Raw genomic sequence first — 18,538 nt, forward strand, 5'->3', positions numbered from 1 at the left:
CCATGTTGCGTTTTTTCATCGGCCGCCTTGCGGTGCTGATCCCGACATTTCTCGGCGTTTCCCTGATTGCCTTCTCGTTCATCCGCCTGCTGCCCGGAGATCCCGTCATGCTGCTCTCGGGCGAACGCGTCATGGCGCCGGAGCGGCACGCCCAAATTATGCACGATCTCGGTTTCGACCGGCCCATGTATGTGCAGTATTTCGACTATCTCGGAAAAGTCCTGCAGGGCGATCTCGGCACCTCGATCGTCACCAAGCGGCCCGTCCTCGGCGAATTCCTAACGCTGTTTCCGGCGACGTTGGAACTTTCCTTCTGCGCCATCATCCTCGCCGTCTGTCTTGGCGTGCCCGCCGGCGTCTTTGCCGCCGTCAAGCGAGGCACGTGGTTCGATCAGAGCGTAATGGGTGTTGCCCTAATCGGCTATTCCATGCCGATTTTCTGGTGGGGCCTGCTGCTGATCATCTTCTTCTCCGGCTATCTCGGCTGGACACCGGTTTCCGGCCGCATCTCGCTGATGTATTTCTTCAAGCCGGTTACCGGTTTTATGCTGATCGACAGCTTGCTGTCCGGCCAGAAGGGCGCCTTCGCCTCGGCCGTCAGCTATCTCATTCTGCCGACGATCGTACTGGCCACGATCCCGCTCGCCGTCATCGCCCGCCAAACGCGCTCGGCCATGCTCGAGGTTCTTGGTGAGGACTATGTCCGCACGGCGCGCTCCAAGGGCCTGAAGCCGCTGCGCGTCGTCGGCGTGCATGCGCTGCGCAACGCGATGATCCCCGTCATCACCACGATCGGCTTGCAGATCGGCGTTCTCCTTGCCGGCGCCATCCTCACCGAGACGATCTTCTCCTGGCCGGGCATCGGCAAGTGGATGGTCGATTCGGTGTTCAAGCGCGATTACGCGGTGGTGCAGGGCGGTCTTCTGCTGATCGCCGGCGTCATCATGCTGGTCAACCTGATTGTTGACGTCCTCTACGGCTTCATCAATCCGCGCATTCGTCACTAGGAGCGGTCCATGAGCACTGTCACCGTCAAAACCGGTCAGCCATCCGCTCTTGCGGAATTCTGGCATTATTTCTCCCGCAACAAGGGCGCCGTCATCGGCCTCGTTGTCTTCGTCGTGATCCTGGTCGTTGCGATCTTCGCACCGGTCTTTGCTCCGCATGCGCCGAACGAGCAGAATCGAGAGGTGCTGCTCGCCGTGCCGTCGTGGATGGAGGGAGGCCACGCCTCCTTTCCGCTCGGAACGGATGCCGTCGGCCGCGATATTCTCTCGCGGCTGATCTACGGCGCGCGATTCTCGCTCTTCATCGGCGTCGTCGTCGTGACGCTTTCGGTCATATGCGGTGTCCTGATCGGCCTCGTCGCCGGCTATTTCCGCGGCAAGATCGATACCGCCATCATGCGCCTGATGGATATCATCCTCGCCTTCCCGTCGCTGCTGCTCGCGCTCGTGCTGGTGGCGGTGCTCGGTCCTGGCCTTACTAATGCGATGATCGCGATTTCGCTGGTCAACCAGCCGCATTTCGTGCGGCTGACCCGCGCATCGGTCATCTCAGAGCGTGAGAAGGAATATGTGATCGCCTCGCGCGTCGCCGGTGCCGGCACGCTCCGCTTGATGTTCAAAACAATCCTGCCGAACTGTCTCGGGCCGTTGATCGTTCAGGCGACGCTCGCGTTCTCCGCAGCGATCCTAGACGCTGCCGCCCTAGGCTTTCTAGGCATGGGCGCCCAGCCGCCGACACCCGAATGGGGCACCATGCTCGCCGAGTCCCGTGAATTCATCTCGCGTGCGTGGTGGGTCGTGACTTTCCCGGGTCTTGCCATCCTCATCACCGTTCTTGCCATCAACCTGATGGGCGACGGCCTGCGCGATGCGCTTGACCCCAAACTGAAGAGGTCGTGATGCCGCTCCTCGAAATCGAAAACCTGACGGTCGAATTCCAGACGTCATCCGGACTTTTCCGCGCCGTCGACGGCGTATCGCTGACGTGCGACAAGGGCGAGATCCTCTCGGTCGTCGGCGAATCCGGTTCGGGAAAATCCGTTGCCATGCTGGCCCTGATGGGCCTGCTGCCCTGGACCGCCAGGATCACCGCCGACCGCATGCAGTTCGACGGCCAGGATCTGCGCGGCATCTCAGGACGCCAGCGCCGCCGGATCGTCGGCAAGGACATGGCGATGATCTTCCAGGAGCCGATGTCGAGCCTGAATCCGTGCTTCACTGTCGGCTTCCAGCTGGGCGAGACGCTGCGCGTCCATATGGGTCTCAACCGCAAAGAGCGCCGCGAACGCTCGATCGAACTCTTGAGGCTCGTCGGCATTCCGGCGCCGGAAGACCGCCTTTCGAACTTCCCGCATCAGATGTCGGGCGGCATGAGCCAGCGTGTCATGATAGCCATGGCGCTCGCCTGCAACCCGAAGCTTCTCATCGCTGACGAGCCGACGACCGCGCTCGACGTGACGATCCAGGCGCAGATCCTCGATCTGCTCGTGCGCCTGCAGAAGGAGCAGGGCATGGCGCTGGTGCTGATCACTCACGACATGGGCGTCGTCGCCGAAACCGCCGAGCGCGTACAGGTGCAATATGCCGGCCAGAAGGTCGAGGAGCAGCCGGTCAAGGCGCTGTTCCGTGATCCGCACCATCCCTATACGGCGGCCCTGCTTGCCGCCTTGCCGGAACGCGCCCAAGTCGGCCAGCGGCTTCCCTCGATTGCCGGCGTCGTTCCCGGCCAGCACGGCCGTCCGACGGGCTGTCTGTTCGCGCCGCGCTGCGGCTATGCCACGGTCGAATGCGAGCGCGGCGTCGTACGTCAGGGGCCTGAACTCGGGCGGGCGCTGTGCAACTATCCATTGAAGGACGGCAAGCCGCTGGGCCATCCCGGTGTCATGCGCGTTGAAACTGCAGGAGACCTGGTGTGACCAGCGCTGTTCTCGAGGGCAGGGACCTCGCCCGTTTCTACACCGTCAACCGCGGTCTTTTCAAAGGCGACGCCACCGTCAAGGCGCTGAACGGCGTCAGCTTCAGCCTCCATTCCGGCAAGACGCTTGCCGTCGTCGGCGAATCCGGCTGTGGCAAGTCGACGCTCGCTCGTCTGGTCACCATGATCGAGGATCCGACGGCCGGCGAGTTGCTGATCGACGGCAAGCCCGCGCGTATCGGCGACCGCAGCCTGCGCAGCCAGGTGCAGATCGTCTTCCAGAATCCCTACGGCTCGCTCAACCCGCGCCAGAAGGTCGGTGCGATCCTGGAAGAGCCGCTGAAGATCAATACCGATCTCGATGCCAGTGCCCGCCGCCGCAAGGTGGAGGAGATGATGGCCCGTGTCGGGCTGCGCCCGGAGCATCATGGCCGCTACCCCCATATGTTCTCCGGCGGCCAGCGCCAGCGTATCGCCATTGCCCGCGCGCTGATGCTGCGGCCGAAGGTGCTGGTGCTCGACGAACCGGTTTCGGCCCTCGACCTGTCGATCCAGGCGCAGGTGCTGAACCTGTTGATGGACCTGCAGAAGGAGATGGGTCTTGCCTATCTCTTCATCTCGCACGGCCTCTCCGTCGTCCATCACATCGCCGACGAGGTGATGGTGATGTATCTCGGCCGCCCGATCGAAACCGGTCCCGCCGCCGAAGTATTCGCCCGCCCGCGCCATCCCTATACGGCAGCCCTGCTGTCGGCGACGCCCGTCGCCGACCCGGAACGCGCCAAGAACCGGATCCGCCTGCAAGGCGAACTGCCGTCGCCGCTGAAGCCGCCGTCCGGTTGCCACTTCAATCCGCGCTGCTGGAAGGCGCAGGACTATTGTCGTCAGGTTTCTCCCGAATTAAGTGGAGAAGGCGCACAGCAATATGCCTGTCATTTCCCGCTCGACTGAGCGGGAAACCTGAGCAATTCCAGGAAGCGGTTTTCCCAGGCAAAGCGCGAAGCGATTTTGTCGGGAATTGAGTAGACGAAAGCTTAGATGCTCGGAGGAAGCATGCCGGATCAGCGGATGAACAGACCCCACGCGATCATCGTCATGGGGGTCAGTGGCTGCGGCAAGTCGTCGGTCGGCGAGAAGCTCGCCAAGGCCTTGCGCCTTGACTTCGTCGAAGGCGATGCGCTTCATCCGGCTTCCAATGTCGAGAAAATGTCGAAGGGCATTCCGCTGACCGATGAGGATCGGATGCCCTGGCTCGACCTTATCGGCGAACGGATGCAGGGATCGCTGGAAAAAGGCGAGGGCATCATCGTCTCCTGCTCGGCGCTGAAGCGCATCTATCGCGACCGGCTGAGGGCTGCTGCCGGCAATCTGTTCTTCGTCTACCTCGAAGGCTCCAAGGCGCTGCTGACCAAGCGCATGGGCGAGCGTAAGGGCCATTTCATGCCGGTCTCGCTGCTTGAAAGTCAGTTGGCGACGCTTGAGGTGCCGACCGGTGAGGCGGGCGTCGTCACCGTCGATATCGACGACACGATCGACGGCATCGCTGCAACGGCTCTCAGAGGTCTCTCGACCCTCGGCGTTACGGCTTGAATCGCTGCGGCGAATAGGCCGAGATGTCGATGAACGGCGTCTCGCCGGTGATGAGTTCTGCAAGCACGCGGCCGGTCACCGGCCCGAGCGTCAGCCCGTGATGGGCGTGGCCGAAAGCAAACCATAGGCCCTGATGGCGCGGTGCTTTGCCGATGACAGGCATCATGTCGGGCGTGCACGGGCGCGCGCCCATCCAGGGTTCGGGATCGAGCCTGCCTCCGAGGGGGAAGATCGTGCGCGCCACGGCTTCGGCCCGGTCGAGCTGCACCGGCGTCTTCGGGGCGTCGAGCGTTGCGAACTCCGCCCCCGTCGTCAGGCGAATGCCGCGGTTCATCGGCGCCAGCAAATAACCCCGTTCGGCATCGAGCACCCAGTTGTTGAGCACGGCATTGCCCTTGGCGGCATAATGCATGTGATAGCCGCGCTTGACGCCGAGCGGAAAGGAATAGCCTAGCCGGCGCGTCGCGACGGCCGCCCACGGCCCGAGCGCGAGGACTGCATCGTCCGCTTCGAGTGGGCCTTCCCCGGTCATGATCTTCCAGCCGGCGCCGAACTGGCCGAGCGAAGCGGCGTCACCGGTGACGAACCGGCCGCCGAGGCTCTCGAAATAGCCGCGATAGGCCGCTGTCAGCGCATGCGGATCGAGCACCGACCAGGGATCGCGCCAGCGGATACCGCCGGCGAAACGGACGGTCATATCGGGTTCGATACGGGCGATATCGGCGGACGTCAGGCTGTCATAGGTCACGCCGAATTCGCTCTGCCAAAGGGCGGCCTCGGCGAGCGCCTCGTCGCGCGTCGCCTCGGTGCGGAAGATCTTAATCCAGCCGTCCTTGCGGATCAGCGCCTGCGCCTGCGAGGCCTCGATCAGGTCCTTGTGCTCGGCAACAGAGTTTTCGATCAGCGGCGCATAGGCCCGTGTGATGACCGCGTGGCGCCGGGCATTCGAGTTCCACCAGTAACGGGCAAGAAAGGCGAGCTGGCTTGGCAAGGCACTGAGATGATAATGGGCATCGATTTCGTTGTTGAGTGCATAACGCAGCAACAGGCCGAGTTGCTGGGGAAAGCCGTAGGGCGCGACGCCTTCGCGCTGGATCAGGCCGGCATTGCCGAAGGAGGTTTCGCTGCCCGGATCCTTCCGATCGATCAGCGTCACCTGCCGGCCGCGCCGCTGAAGATGAATTGCCGTTGACACCCCGACGATACCGGCGCCGAGCACGATTGCGTTCTTGGTCATTCCCCTGCATTCCGCTTTGTCATCGGTTGAAAATGCCCCCGCCGATCCCGCGGCGCAAACGAAAAATCGCATTCATTTCAAAATCATTGCGCTTTCCAGTGTGGCATTTTCGGCCTTGATGCGCACATGCAGGATTGCGGCGTTGAAAAGCGAAAAGACGACCGCGTAGACCGGCAGACCGAAGGCGAGGGGAAGGGTGGCGACCTCGCCGATGACGATCGCATAGTTCGGATGCCGCAGGAAACGATAGGGGCCGGAGTTGACGAGCGGCGCTCCCCGCAGGATGACGATGCGTGTCGTCCAGCGGTCCTTCAGTGTCGCCAGCACCCAGAGCCGTAACGCCTGCAGTCCCATGAAAACCAGGAACCAGAAGAGCTGGACCGGCCTGCCCGGTGCCAGCAGCCAGAGGCCGATGATCCAGGCGGCATGCAACGCCACCATGACGGGATAGTGCTCCGGGGCGACTTCCCGGCCGCCTCGGGCGAGAAGGGCGGCGGTGTTGCGCCGGGCGATGACGAGCTCTCCCAGCCGCTGCAGCGTCACGAACGTCAGGAGCGCGATCGACGGCCACATCATGCCGCCCTCCGCAGCGTCACGCAGCTCGCGGAAAAACCCGGCCCCATGGCGATCATCGCCGCCCGCTCCGGCAGCCCGGCGCGGATTGCCCGCTCCAGCACGAACAGCACGGTCGGCGAGGACATGTTGCCATATTCGGCAAGCACGGCTCGTTCGTGATCGAGCGCACCCGGTGTCAATGAAAGCGCGCTTTCCATCGCAGCCAGCACCTTCATGCCGCCGGGATGGCAGATGAAGCGGTCGATATCTTCCGGTCTCAGCCCGTTTCGCGCCAGAATGGCCGTCACCGCCGGGGCGAGCTCCCGTTCGGCGAAGGGCGGCAACGATTGCGCCAGTACGATGCCAAAACCGCCATCGTCGATCTTCCATCCCATGATATCGAGTGTGTCGGGAAAGAGGTGTTCGCCGGTCGATTCCACCTTCGCCAGCCCCTCTCCACCGGTTCGCAGCACGCAGGCGGCGGCGCCATCGCCGAAAAGCGCCGTCGCAATGATGTTCGGCCGCGTCAGCTCATCCAGTCGGAAGGCGAGAGTGCAAAGCTCGATCGAGACGAAAAGCACGACGGCGCCCGGCCGGCTGCGAGCCAACCCCGCGGCGATCGCAAAGCCGGAGACACCGGCGGCACAGCCGAGCCCGAAAACCGGAACGCGCTCGATATCTGTCCTGAAGCCCATCCTGCGGCTCAGCTGCGCATCGAGGCTCGGCGTGGTAAAACCGGTGGAAGAGACGGTGACGATACAGTCGACATCGCCGGCGCTGAGACCTGCCCGGTGAAGTGCCGAGGTGGCCGTCTCGACAAAAAGGGCGCCCGCCACCTCTGCGTAGGCCTGCATGCGATCCTGCCAGCCATGCGTCTCGTCAAACCAGGCAAGCGGCCGCGCCGCATGGCGCTTGTTGATGCCGGCGCTGTCGAAGACGGGGGCAAGATGGCGGAAATCCTCGAACCGATCGCCAAACAGCCGCGCCGAGGCTTCGGCCGCCTCTTTCTGGAAGATGACATGTTCGGGGGTGGCGACGGCGAGGCTGACGAGTTTGACGGTATCGGTCACGGAATTCTCCTTGTCGTTCCCGGCGCAACGCTGAAAACACCCGATCCCGATGAGTTATTCGGCCTCGGTGGCTTCACGAAGCCGTGATGAAGAAAATGCAGGAGGTCGGCGAATAAAGCCCGGCGTAGCGGTGTTCTCTCCTCGCAACGTTACCTCTGAGGAGTTTTCCCATGACGATCACGACAGTCCGCATCGCTTCCATCCTTCTCGGCGGCTGCCTTGCCGCATCTGTCTTCTCCGGCCCGGTCTTTGCGGTCGGCGACAATGACAGCACGACGCCGACCTGCAAGAAGGGCGAGATCTACGACCAGAAGACCAAGAAATGCGTCAAGCAGCAGGGCGCCAATGTCTCGGACGAGAACCGCACCGATTATGCCTATTCGCTGGCCAAGGCCGGCCGTTATGAAGAGGCGCTTGCCATGCTCGACACGGTCAAGAACCAGAACAGCGCCGAGGTGCTGAACTATCGCGGTTACGCCACCCGCAAGCTCGGACGTACCGACGAAGGCATCTCCTATTATCTGCAATCGGTGAAGATGGATCCGCAATACGCCAAGGTCCGCGAATATCTCGGCGAAGCCTATGTCATCAAGGGCCGGCTCGATCTGGCCAGAGAGCAGTTGAACACGATCAAAGCGATCTGCGGCACGAGTTGTGAGGAATATAAGGATCTGAGCGCGGTCATTCTCGACCCGTCGAAGATCTGAGCGGCAGGCCACGGGCGGGAAATGGAGCCGGGAAGGATATCCGAATGTCGGTCGCGCGCACCCCGTTTGCTGCCTATAGTCGCGCGAGAATGGAATCGCCGGTTTACCAGGCGGTTCCAAGGGATGCAGGATCGGCGGAGGCGGCCATCGCGAGCGAAGCGGATATCAGGAGCGGCCTGACGGAGAACCTGGCCAGGCTCTGGCGTTACGGCCTCGTTCTCTCGCATCAGCGCGATGTCGCCGACGATCTGGTGCAGGCGACCTGCCTTCGCGCGCTCGAACGCGCCGGTCAGTTCGTCCCTGGCACCCGGCTCGACCGCTGGCTGTTTTCGATCCTGCATTCGATCTGGCTGAACGAGGTCCGCTCGCGCCGGGTGCGCCAGGGCCAGGGTTTCGTCGATGCCGGCGAGGCGCTGACCTTCGACGGCGTGCACGATACCGAAATGCATGTGATGGCAGGGCAGGTGCTGAAGCAGGTGAGTGCGTTGCCGGAGGCGCAGCGGATGGTGGTTTTCCTGGCCTATGTGGAAGGACTTTCCTATCGCGAGGTTGCAGGCATATTGGATATCCCGATCGGGACCGTGATGAGCCGGCTGGCGGCCGCCCGCGCCAGGCTCTCCGGTGCCGGACCAGAAGGGGGACGGCGATGAGCACGAAACACACCATTCCCTCCGACGAGGACTTGACCGCCTTCATCGACGGCGAACTGACGGCGGAAGAGGCAGCTCGCATCGAGGCGATCGTGCAGGAGGACGAGAGCGTCGCTGCACGGCTGGAGTTCCTGGCACGCGCCAACCTGCCATTCGAGCAAGCTTTCGCCCCGCTGCTCTCCGAAGCCCCGCGCGAAAAACTGCAGGCGATGCTCGCCGCCATTCCTGCGCATGAGGGCGCAAGGTTCGCCTCTGCGCCCGCTGCCACGCGTCGCCGCTTCCTCGGCGCTCTCGCCGCCTCGCTTGTGGCCGGCATCGCCATCGACCGCGCCGTCATCGGCATCGGCAGGGGCTTGTCCCCAAACGACGAAAACAGCGAATGGCGGGCCGTGGTCGCCGACTATATTTCGCTCTATACCGCCGAAACGCTAGCCGGCCCCGTCCCCGGCAGGCAGGACCAGGCCGCCCAGCTCGCCACTCTAGACGAAAAGCTCGGCCTGTCGCTCTCCCCCGAAGCCGTCGCGCTCCCAGGGATCGATTTCAAACGCGCCCTGCTGCTGCAATACGACGGCAAGGCGCTCGCCCAGGTCGCCTATCTCGACCCCGAGACCGGTCCGATGGCGCTCTGCATTGTCAAATCTGACGCGGGACCGAAGGCGCCGGACCTCGAAAACCGCAAAGGTATGAATGTCGTCTACTGGTCGAACGGCACGCACGCCTTCATGCTGATCGGGCATGCGACGGCCGACAGGATGACGATGATTGCGGATAAGGTGCGAGAGAGGGTGGCGGCGTGACCGGCTATGGGCGACCGCGACGGGTTTAAACAGATGAGTCCTGCGGTCGGTTGCGCATCAGGAACTGGCCTAGCCGGTTGGCGATCTTGAAGGCCCAGAACATCGATGTTGAAACCTTGAGACCGTGGTCGGCAAGGGCACGCAGCACCTCCTTGTTCTGACGCGATATATTTTGAACGTTCTTGTTCGTGGCGCCCCCTAAGCGCATTCTGACCAACACGCGTGGGATATAGATCGTTCTGATGCGCGCCACTTCCAGAAATCGCATCATCAGCTCGACGTCGGCTGCAAGTCGGTAGCGCAGATCAAACCGCCCGAACCGTTCATAGATGCTGCGTCGAACATAGAATGTCGGATGTGGCGGGCACCAGCCGCGTGCGAAGGAACCGGATTTGAATGCACGCGATTTCCAGTAGCGGATCTTGCGATCGGTATGCCGGTTGGAAACATAGACGAGATCGCCGTAGCAGCCGTCATAGGCTTCATCGTCCAGCGCAGCCGCCACTGTTTCCAGGGAGTCATTGCCCTCGAAAGTGTCGTCCGCATTCAAGAAGCCTATGATGTCGCCGGTCGCGAGGCCAATCCCCTTGTTCATGGCCTCATAGATACCTCCATCTCTTCCCGACACTACGCGGCGGTTATCCGCCGGCGCCGAAGCGATGATGGCGAGCGTGGAATCGTTTGAGCCACCGTCAATGATGATGTGCTCGAAATCGTGGTAGGTTTGCGTGTCGATGGAGCGCAGCGTATCGGCAATGGTTCGCTCGGCGTTCCAGCAAACAGTGATGAGGCTTATCCGGGGCGGGCTTTGATCGGCAGGGTCTGTGGCCATTTTGACGGGTGTCTTGCTCACATTCTAACGGGTAAAATCTAGCCGACCCGTAGCAGACGGAGAGGCGGCGTCGCAATGCCGTCCGACAGATTTCCTTGATCGATATCCGCTCCTCTGCAGTCGGAGCGTTCCGTTGAATTTTCCTGCGTGCGATCGCCTGAGCTTCGGGGAGAGCGGGGTGGAATTTCTAAATCGGCCTCAGCACGAAGAGAAGGCTGTCGCCCTTGCCTGCGGCATCCAGAATTCGATTGCTCAATCCCATCACCATCCCGGCCCCCCGTGCGCCACGCGATAGTGCTACGTTCTTCAGCCGAGTGAGGAACGGTGGCCTGACCTGGATTGCATCAGCATTGTGCTTCCAGGTGGATGATGACTTGCCCTCCTGCTTCCGCTCTCGAGCGGTGCGTAATTGCAGGACCGACCAGAGATTAGGCGTAACCGTTCTGACGTTTTCGACCTTGTAACCAAACTTGCCGGCGAGTCTGGTAAACGACGCGCGGTTGAAATGATTTTGGTGATAGGGAATATGCCAATTGATCCAGCGGTCTTTCCAGATCTTGCGATGAAACGAGCCCGTATTGGGAAACGCCATGATCACGCGGCCTTGGGGGGTGAGACGTTCTCTTACCGCCTGCAGCATGGCCGAGGGATCCGGCACATGTTCGAGCACCTGGTTCAATACAATCAGGTCGAACTTCATATCGGGAAAAGGCAGATCGTAAATGTTGCCGATATGGACTTGCAAACCGAAGTGATCGGCAATCGTCCGTACATTCGGATCGGCCTCAATCCCCCAGCTTTCGATACCCTTGTTCCTCATTTCGAGCAGCGAAATGCATGAGCCGCAACCGACATCCAGCACCTTCTCGCCAGGCTTCGCCAGATAATGACCCTGGTGATCGGTGCCGTTTATCCAGCGCTTGAAGGCTGCGAAGGGCTTGTTTACCAACGCAGCTTCTTTGGCTATGGCCGTGAAATCAACCTCCCGGCGCGGATAATACGTGCTGTAGAGCCCAGGTAGATCTTCTTCCGTCAACGGCGGCGTCGTCGTCATATGACCGCAAGAGACACACCTCTTGATCGAAAATACACCAGGGCAACCGTATCGGTCGTCGGATATGCGCTCAATGAATGTTTCCATGTTCGAGCCGCAGGCCATGCACTGCATCTGATGATCGTTGTTCATCGCGTCGTTGCTGTCCGTTATTTTCATTTCTTTGCCCGCAGAACGGATACCGTCCGGATAAGCATAAAAGCCGCCATGCGCAATGGCGCTGTGAGTCGTTGCAGAGGCGTGCCGATCAAAGAGTAGAACGCGATCCGCTGAAACACATTGTGGGGCGAGCGCCGGCCAAAATGCTTCTTCCACCACGATATATTCGACACATGCGCGCCGTAGACAGACGGTGAATAAACGATAGCTTCGCTGGAAACAAGAAGCGGCGCACCTGCACGTGCAAAGCGCATTGAGACTTCGTAATCGGCCATATAATGGGGCAAGAGGTGCGGACGCATCGTCCCATGCCGCTTGAAGAGTTCAGCAGGGAACAGTGTTCCACGGCCGCTCAGGGCATCGGCTTTATACAGAGGTTTGGGATTGCGGCGTTCCTCTTCGCTCAATTCGGCGAGAATGTCCCACACCGCTATGCGATTTATGTTCAAGCGCGGCCCCACGCCGGTCAGAGGAGGATTGCTCTCCTCCTCGTGAACGACACTGCCTACAATCGCATCACCATTTTCGCGCGAGCACCGTATCAAAGTTTCGACGTAGGTCGGGCCGAACCACGTGTCGTTGTTAACGAAAAGGATATAATCTTCTGGGCCGCAGTCGGGCAGAATCCGTTTCAGGCCGACATCCATGGCCCCGCCCCACCACCGATTGCCGTCAGTTCTTATGCTTGTCACATCTGGCTGCGCTGCGAGGAATTCAGCCGTGCCGTCGGTGGAACCATCATCAATGATGACAATTCGAATATTGCCGACAACGGTCTGGGCCCTCAAGGCCGTGATGACTGTGCGAGTGTGTTCAAGTCGGTTGAAGACCGGAATTAGGACGTTAACGCGCATCAAATTTCGTCGTCTTTCCCTACGAACCAACCGAAATCTGGCCGTTGCGCAAAAAGCACATTGGTGGCAGCGGACTGCGCGTTTGTTCTATCAACCAATACTGACACACAGTTCATTCTTCGAACCAAGTCTGGAAAGGCCGTCGCTCAAATTCGTCCAGCGCGCCGCCAGGTGTGGAGTTAAAGACGCGGATACCGTTCGCTTTGGCAATATTTGAGATTGCTCTATATTGCCGCCACAGTCGCGCCAGTTGTTGGAATTCATCGTGACGGCCCCTTGTCAAGACGCCGTCTGCATTTACGGTGAAATCCTTTCCTTTTTGAACTTTGAGATCGAACGCGTACTGGTAGGTCGACGAGAGGAAACGATCATGGTCGACGCCGAGCAGGATAATCTCCTTGAAACCAAGATACATGGCTATCATCAACGCCATCACCGGCACCGATTCGACACGAGGGACCGGCTGCGAGATATCGACGATTTCATCTGACGTTCTTTCGTCGAAGCTTTCACCGAGCACGAGATAGCGAACCGTCCGCCCAGCAAACAGATTGTTTTTTTGAACGAGCTCAGCTTCTGTGGAACTAAGAAACAGTTCCTGTCCGCCCAGGTGCGAATGCATCTCATTAAACCAGCGGATCACATCCTCAGGAGTCATCAATCCGTAGGTGATTTGCGGAACGCAATGATAACGAGACTGGAACTTGTCAAAATCGGAGTGCAGATAGCCGTTGGAAACGGTGATTACATTTTCGCCTTGAAGTCGCGACAAATCCAAGCCCTTGACGCTTGGACCATTGCCTAAAATAAAACAGCGCTCCCCCGCATGCAGCCCGGCAAGCTGTCTATTCTCTGCCAGCGATCTCGCGACATCCGCAGAGAATTTATGGCGATTATTTAGCCTGCGCTTCAGCTCATGCACACCATAGGGGAGCAGCATGGAGCCAAACGTCAAAATCTTTCTCAAGGCTGCAGCCACTTCACCACCTCGAAGACCTCTGCGTATTTGACACCGATGCGCTGGCCGGCGTTCTCGGCTTCATTGCGGAAGAAGCTCACCCATTTACGCCCCGTGCGCTCCATCTCGGATTCATGGGCAAGGATCGCTCTTTCCTTCTGATCCCAATGGGCGGTAATGTCGACGTAGAAATTCCCCCTGAAATCGACCGTCGAATGATACCAGTTGCTGCGGTACATCAACAGGCGCGGCACATGGCGGCAGCTGTGCAGCGATGCACGCGACAATGCCAGGTGGTCATGATGGATATCGCCGACCCAGTGGGTATAGACCATGTCGATCTTCAGATCCTGCACGAGCTTGAGGATCTCGATATTCAGGGGATCGACGAATTCGATCTGGAGAGTTTTGAACTCGCCGCAAAACATCTTGTGGACGCCGAGAATTTCCATCGCCGCATCCGCTTCCGCTCTAGCAACCTGACTGCTGCGGACGGACTGGTCATACTGGTTGGAAAAGCCGGATACGGTCGCGACATAGACGTAGACCGTGTCGCCGTTTGCCGCATGGCGTGCCAATGCACCGCCACAGCCCAGTTCCACGTCGTCGAAATGGGCACCGATCGCGAGAATATTCATTTGCAACTCCAGAGCAGGTCACGCGTGCCTGCAATACCACAATTCAGCAGTGTGTCGAGAATGCTGAGATAGGGCATGAACTCCCCGAAAGGCTGTGGATAGACCGGATGAACGAAATGCTGCCATTCGATTTCGATTCCGGCTGCCTCAAACACGTCCGGCCGCATATACTCGCGCGCGCCGAGGCCCGAGAGATAACGTGTTGCCCCCACTTTGCGCAGCAGTTCGACAAGCAATTCGTTCTTGTGCCCCTCAGGGCTTAATGTGCTCGATCGCACCGTCGGCATCCTAATTTCAAGCATCTCCAGGATGCCTTCCAGGAAATGCATATTGAAATCGGCCAGCAGTTCGAACCGTTTGCCGTAGAGGCCCTCAATAAGGGGAAAGGCCTCACTCCAACCGGCAGACTTTCGATAGTTTTCGCGAAGCAGGGAAAGGTTCTGATCTATCCATCCGGTGCCGGGCGCCAGTTCCACCGCGTTGATCGGGGTGCCAAGACTCGGCTTTTTGATCCCGACGGTGAGCCAGCGATCACCTTGCGCCGTCTTTATCTTGTCACGGTGTGTCCAGCTTTTGCTCGTGCCATGAACAAACTGGACGTGGTCCAGAACGATGTAGAGGTCAGCGTTCAGAAAACGCTGAAAAAAGCCGAGATAGGAGGCAAAGTCCGGCTGATGGATCACCGCTGTCAGGGTCATGCAGCCAGTCCTTCCAGCAGATCGGCAACGCGGCCGACCCCGCCGAGGTCGACCTTGGTCATCGCAGTCTCGCTCATGCTCCTGATGGGGATTGCCTTTTCCAGGATGCCAAGGTCGAATTCTGAGTGATGTCCGGCAAAGAACGCCGCACCGAGGTTTTCAAGCGCGCACCCGACCGGGATTTCAAAAGGTTCGTTGGCAATCACCACGCACGGCAAGCCGGCCGCACAGGCTTCGAAGGGCGTAAGACCGCCACCGGTAATCGCCAGATCGTGCCCATACATCTCCGCCGCAAGCGACGGCACCTGGTTGAGCAGCTTGAATCGATCCGGCTCTGCGGCCGAGACGACCTCTTCAAGCTCGGCCATGTGCCGGAAGCTCGGGCCCGTGACGATCGTGACTGGGAAGGGTTTGTTGCGCAGCCATTGGGCGACGCGGACCGTTACCCCGTAGGTATCGGCGCCGCCGAGCGTGACGAGTATCGATGTGAGCTCTTCCCGAACTCGGCGATACCTAGCAATTTCCGGATTGAGTATCATATACTCCACCCCCAGCCGCACATCCCCGCCCTTCAGCTCCTCCGTCTTTTCAAACAACAGAGCGCAGACATTGATGTCGGCAAGTTCTGCGCCATCGCCGCGATCATCAAAGGTAACAAGCTTGGCGCCCAAGCGCTTGACGGTCTCGCCGTGGGACCGCTGCGTATTGAGGCGGTCGTTAATCCAGATCGAGGACGGAGCTGCGTCTGCGAGGAAATCCTTCTCCCATCCCGTCACGGCGGCGAGATCATAAAGCGCAACGTCGAAGCCGCGCTCCCGGATGATGCTCAACGAATTCGGATGATCGTTCGCCAAAAATCGCACTGAACGACCACGGGTGCGCAGCTCGGCGGCGAGCGTCAGCGATCGAAACAGATGCCCCATGCCGCGTGCATGCGAACTTTCTATGCAGAAGACGAACATAACTTGATCGCTTCTTCTGTCTCGAGCCAACGTCCGCCCGCCTGCGCTGCGAGCGCACAAGCACGTCTCCAGTCCTCCTCAGTATCCACCGTCAGGCGCAGATTCGGAGAGACTTTGGCCGGTGGTACATCGAGCTGACCGATCTTGAACAATTCGGGGCGATCGGTGAAGTATTCATTCACGTGTTCGCGATGGTGCGGCAGCTTCCCCTCGCGGTGGCTGCGCGACAGGGCTTCGAAGGTAAATATCTCGGCGCCGACACCAATTGGCAACTGGCCAAACGCATGCGTGTAGTCGAATCCCTGCTTTTGGTGCAGATCGATCAGTCTTTCGAGCTCTTCGATGTCAGTGAAGGGATTATCTGCGGTCAGCCGCACGACGTCCGACATGCCGAGTGATCTTGCACATTCGAAATAACGGTCGAGAACATCGGCTTCGTCGCCGCGAAAGCAGCTTGCACCGTGCTCCAGGCACCAGGCTTCGATAATATCGTTCTCGCTCGCCGACGATGTCGCAACCACAACCTTGGCCGGACGCCTCAACATTTGAAGCCGACCAAGGACATGGCCGAGAAGAGGCTTGCCGGAAATGTCACGAAGCACTTTTCCCGGCAGCCGCGTCGATCCCATCCGCGCCTGGATGATAATCCCAAGCGTCACGCCAGATCGCTCCATTGGAGAACGGCGTCGGCATCGAGGTCGTTGACGACCCGTCGTCCTGCGAGAACTTCGAAATGCTTCGGTTCAATTCCTGTTCCGGGCCGCTTGACGGCAATATCGCCGGCGGAGATGACATGACCGGCCTTGAGCGGTCGATTGACGACGACGCTCTTGCGATTGTTCAATCTCGTCGTCGCTTCACTCGCGGCCGGTTCCTTGCGACCACTGCCCTTCATGATTTCGAACGCGCGTATCGCGTCGACAAGCCATTTCATTTCCGCCGGATCGGCCGAAAGCATGTGGTCCGGGCCGTCTGCGGCTTTGTCGTAGGTGAAATGACGCTCGATGACCCGGGCGCCCATCGCGACCGCACAGAGACTTGCGACCGGTGTCAGCGTGTGGTCGGAATAACCGACGTCGAGATCCGGAAACGCTTCCATCATCGTTTGCATCGCCCGCAGGTTCACATTTTCCGGATGCGTCGGATAGCTAGTGATGGCATGCAGTAGAATGAGCTTGTCGTTGCCGGCGTCCTTGATTGCGGCGACGGACTCCCGAACTTCGTCGAGCGTCGACATCCCCGTCGACAGGATGATCGGCTTGCCGGTTTTTGCCAGATAACGGAGAAAGGGAATGTTGACTGCGTCGTCCGAACCCACCTTGTGGGCGCCCACTCCACACTTCTCCAGCAGATCGACATCCGTTTCATGCGACGGCGACGAGAACCAGTCCAGCCCGTGCTCTTCGGCATAGCGAAAAACCGCTTCGTGAAGCTCATGACCGATTTCGTATTTACGAAATAGTTCGAACTGCGAGGTAACGCCGGTGTTCTCCATATCGAACATCGCGTTGCGGCTCGACAGGGTCTCCGCGCGATAAGTCTGGAGCTTGACGGCATCCACCCCCGCCGCCTTTGCCTCGTCAATCAGGCGCCTTGCCTGATCAAATGTCGTGAAGTTTCCGCCGATCTCAGCGATGATATAGCACCGGTCCGGCCGGTAATTGCGGAACATCCTGTTTCTCCCTGTAATTCACGACCGGCAAAGCCGCCTCACTCGCGCGGCGATCGCAGGCCCCTAAATTGCAGGCTTGGTGGCATCTGCGTAACGCGCGGATTTCGGCCGACTACCGTCCGATTTCCTGGTTCCGGTCGACGTAATTCCGCACAATCACCTGCCGGCCGCAAATCTCAGCCGTCTCGTCATCGGTCTGTCTCGGCAGATAGCATCGGCGGCAGACCTCGCTCTTCAGAAAACCTTGCGGTTCCTTGTGCAGAGCGCGCACCGCGTTCATTTTTTCCCCGTGCCATATCTGGTGCACGGTTTCCGTGTTCGCGTCGCCGATAACCTCACGGTTCTCCTCATCGTTCGAGCACTTCATGACCAATCCGTCAGCACCGATCACCAGGCGTTGGTACTGCTGCGGACATGTGAAGTTGTCGAGATAGGCGATATCGGAATCGTTGCCGAGATAGTCGATCAGCGGATTGAAAGCGACCAGATCCACATGAGGCGCGAAGGTCTCGTAATAGAGATCCGGATTCTCCCGGATTGCCGGCCAGATGCCCTGCACCTTGATGACAGGCCGGTGGAGACCGCGTTCCTCCTTGTACTTCTTGATATCCTTGATCTTGTCGAGCAGCGCCTCGAACTTGATCGGCTTGCGGATCCGCTCATAGGTCTCACCGGTGCCATCGATCGAAACGGTGATCCAGTCAATGCCGGCATCGACGAGCTGGGCGAAATAGTCTCTGTTGAGCTTGAAGCCGTGCGTGAGGGTCGAGACCTCTTTGATCCCGTGATCCTTGGCATAACGCACGCAGTCGGCGAAACGCTTGTGCAGCGTGGCTTCGCCCCGCAGCGACAGGCGGATCGCCGGAACCTTGCCGCCGATCTCATCGATGATGCGGCAATAGAGATCCCAGTCCATCCGGGTCGTATTGACGTTTTTCTTGAACTCGTCGCTGATCGTATAACACATCGGGCAGCGCAGATTGCAGATCGACGCCAGTTCGAGATCGACCAGCAGCGGATAATCCGAAACCTGCTGGTTCAGGGCATATTCCGACCATTTGCGACGATACTCCGCGTATTCGGCTTCCCAACCCTCGCCACGGTATTTCTCGAACGCGGCTTCGCGCTCGTCCGTGTCCATCGAGTAGTTGCCTTTGTTGATCGGAACGTAACGTTCGTTCAA

21 protein-coding genes are annotated in these 18,538 nt (G+C 59.7%); 8 read left to right on the forward strand and 13 right to left on the reverse strand.

Features of this window, described 5'->3' with window-relative positions; genetic code table 11:
* The first annotated feature begins 2 nt into the window (after positions 1 to 2).
* From J0663_RS12460 to J0663_RS12480, 5 genes are all read left to right on the forward strand, one after another.
* Positions 3 to 1,007 (forward strand): ABC transporter permease subunit, encoded by a 1,005-nt coding sequence (locus J0663_RS12460; RefSeq protein WP_207240639.1) that lies wholly within the window; start codon positions 3 to 5, stop codon positions 1,005 to 1,007.
* A 9-nt stretch (positions 1,008 to 1,016) separates the two neighbouring features.
* Positions 1,017 to 1,907, forward strand: coding sequence for an ABC transporter permease subunit (locus tag J0663_RS12465; RefSeq protein WP_207240640.1), 891 nt, complete (start codon positions 1,017 to 1,019; stop codon positions 1,905 to 1,907).
* Positions 1,907 to 2,923: an ABC transporter ATP-binding protein gene (locus J0663_RS12470; protein WP_207240641.1), complete on the forward strand. Its 1,017-nt coding sequence runs from the start codon at positions 1,907 to 1,909 to the stop codon at positions 2,921 to 2,923. The genes J0663_RS12465 and J0663_RS12470 overlap by 1 nt, the downstream gene beginning before the upstream one ends.
* Positions 2,920 to 3,873 carry a peptide ABC transporter ATP-binding protein gene (locus J0663_RS12475; protein ID WP_207240642.1) on the forward strand — a complete coding sequence of 318 codons (954 nt, stop codon included), beginning with the start codon at positions 2,920 to 2,922 and terminating at the stop codon, positions 3,871 to 3,873. The genes J0663_RS12470 and J0663_RS12475 overlap by 4 nt, the downstream gene beginning before the upstream one ends.
* A 102-nt stretch (positions 3,874 to 3,975) precedes the next feature.
* Positions 3,976 to 4,512: a gluconokinase gene (locus J0663_RS12480; RefSeq protein ID WP_207240643.1), complete on the forward strand. Its 537-nt coding sequence runs from the start codon at positions 3,976 to 3,978 to the stop codon at positions 4,510 to 4,512.
* Here the strand turns inward: J0663_RS12480 and J0663_RS12485 are convergent.
* From J0663_RS12485 to J0663_RS12495, 3 genes are all read right to left on the reverse strand, one after another.
* Positions 4,502 to 5,749 (reverse strand): NAD(P)/FAD-dependent oxidoreductase, encoded by a 1,248-nt coding sequence (locus J0663_RS12485; protein WP_207240644.1) that lies wholly within the window; start codon positions 5,747 to 5,749, stop codon positions 4,502 to 4,504. The two genes, J0663_RS12480 and J0663_RS12485, sit on opposite strands and share 11 nt — an antisense overlap.
* A 72-nt stretch (positions 5,750 to 5,821) precedes the next feature.
* Positions 5,822 to 6,325, reverse strand: a complete 504-nt coding sequence (locus J0663_RS12490) for an isoprenylcysteine carboxyl methyltransferase family protein (RefSeq protein ID WP_207240645.1) — start codon at positions 6,323 to 6,325, stop codon at positions 5,822 to 5,824.
* Positions 6,322 to 7,374 carry a type III polyketide synthase gene (locus J0663_RS12495; RefSeq protein WP_207240646.1) on the reverse strand — a complete coding sequence of 351 codons (1,053 nt, stop codon included), beginning with the start codon at positions 7,372 to 7,374 and terminating at the stop codon, positions 6,322 to 6,324. The genes J0663_RS12490 and J0663_RS12495 overlap by 4 nt, the downstream gene beginning before the upstream one ends.
* A 170-nt stretch (positions 7,375 to 7,544) precedes the next feature.
* Here J0663_RS12495 and J0663_RS12500 point away from each other — a divergent pair, with 170 nt between their 5' ends.
* From J0663_RS12500 to J0663_RS12510, 3 genes are read left to right on the forward strand one after another with little or no spacing between them, the layout of a single operon-like run.
* Positions 7,545 to 8,081 (forward strand): tetratricopeptide repeat protein, encoded by a 537-nt coding sequence (locus tag J0663_RS12500; RefSeq protein ID WP_207240647.1) that lies wholly within the window; start codon positions 7,545 to 7,547, stop codon positions 8,079 to 8,081.
* Positions 8,082 to 8,125: 44 nt separating this feature from the next.
* On the forward strand, positions 8,126 to 8,731 hold the full coding sequence (locus tag J0663_RS12505) for an RNA polymerase sigma factor (RefSeq protein ID WP_207240648.1): 606 nt from the start codon (positions 8,126 to 8,128) through the stop codon (positions 8,729 to 8,731).
* On the forward strand, positions 8,728 to 9,528 hold the full coding sequence (locus J0663_RS12510) for an anti-sigma factor family protein (RefSeq protein ID WP_207240649.1): 801 nt from the start codon (positions 8,728 to 8,730) through the stop codon (positions 9,526 to 9,528). The genes J0663_RS12505 and J0663_RS12510 overlap by 4 nt, the downstream gene beginning before the upstream one ends.
* 25 nt (positions 9,529 to 9,553) lie before the next feature.
* Here the strand turns inward: J0663_RS12510 and J0663_RS12515 are convergent, their stop codons facing one another.
* From J0663_RS12515 to J0663_RS12560, 10 genes are all read right to left on the reverse strand, one after another.
* Entirely contained in the window at positions 9,554 to 10,360 is an 807-nt protein-coding gene (locus J0663_RS12515) for a glycosyltransferase family 2 protein (RefSeq protein WP_207244490.1), read from the reverse strand.
* Between the two features lie 187 nt (positions 10,361 to 10,547).
* Positions 10,548 to 11,573 carry a class I SAM-dependent methyltransferase gene (locus tag J0663_RS12520; protein WP_207240650.1) on the reverse strand — a complete coding sequence of 342 codons (1,026 nt, stop codon included), beginning with the start codon at positions 11,571 to 11,573 and terminating at the stop codon, positions 10,548 to 10,550.
* Positions 11,570 to 12,427: a glycosyltransferase family 2 protein gene (locus J0663_RS12525; protein WP_207240651.1), complete on the reverse strand. Its 858-nt coding sequence runs from the start codon at positions 12,425 to 12,427 to the stop codon at positions 11,570 to 11,572. The genes J0663_RS12520 and J0663_RS12525 overlap by 4 nt, the downstream gene beginning before the upstream one ends.
* A 112-nt stretch (positions 12,428 to 12,539) precedes the next feature.
* The gene (locus tag J0663_RS12530) at positions 12,540 to 13,406 is read right to left on the reverse strand and encodes a hypothetical protein (RefSeq protein ID WP_207240652.1); all 867 of its coding nucleotides are present in this window, start codon (positions 13,404 to 13,406) and stop codon (positions 12,540 to 12,542) included.
* The gene (locus tag J0663_RS12535) at positions 13,391 to 14,023 is read right to left on the reverse strand and encodes a PIG-L deacetylase family protein (RefSeq protein WP_207240653.1); all 633 of its coding nucleotides are present in this window, start codon (positions 14,021 to 14,023) and stop codon (positions 13,391 to 13,393) included. The genes J0663_RS12530 and J0663_RS12535 overlap by 16 nt, the downstream gene beginning before the upstream one ends.
* Positions 14,020 to 14,721 (reverse strand): WbqC family protein, encoded by a 702-nt coding sequence (locus tag J0663_RS12540; protein ID WP_207240654.1) that lies wholly within the window; start codon positions 14,719 to 14,721, stop codon positions 14,020 to 14,022. The genes J0663_RS12535 and J0663_RS12540 overlap by 4 nt, the downstream gene beginning before the upstream one ends.
* Positions 14,718 to 15,683 (reverse strand): PseG/SpsG family protein, encoded by a 966-nt coding sequence (locus tag J0663_RS12545; RefSeq protein WP_207240655.1) that lies wholly within the window; start codon positions 15,681 to 15,683, stop codon positions 14,718 to 14,720. The genes J0663_RS12540 and J0663_RS12545 overlap by 4 nt, the downstream gene beginning before the upstream one ends.
* Positions 15,665 to 16,342: a cytidylyltransferase domain-containing protein gene (locus J0663_RS12550; protein ID WP_207240656.1), complete on the reverse strand. Its 678-nt coding sequence runs from the start codon at positions 16,340 to 16,342 to the stop codon at positions 15,665 to 15,667. Before J0663_RS12550 ends, J0663_RS12545 begins: the two co-directional genes overlap by 19 nt.
* Positions 16,339 to 17,355 (reverse strand): N-acetylneuraminate synthase family protein, encoded by a 1,017-nt coding sequence (locus tag J0663_RS12555; protein ID WP_207240657.1) that lies wholly within the window; start codon positions 17,353 to 17,355, stop codon positions 16,339 to 16,341. The genes J0663_RS12550 and J0663_RS12555 overlap by 4 nt, the downstream gene beginning before the upstream one ends.
* Positions 17,356 to 17,467: 112 nt before the next feature.
* Positions 17,468 to 18,538, reverse strand: coding sequence for a radical SAM/SPASM domain-containing protein (locus J0663_RS12560; RefSeq protein WP_207240658.1), 1,071 nt, complete (start codon positions 18,536 to 18,538; stop codon positions 17,468 to 17,470).

Source organism: Rhizobium lentis (genome assembly GCF_017352135.1).
GTDB lineage: Bacteria > Pseudomonadota > Alphaproteobacteria > Rhizobiales > Rhizobiaceae > Rhizobium > Rhizobium lentis.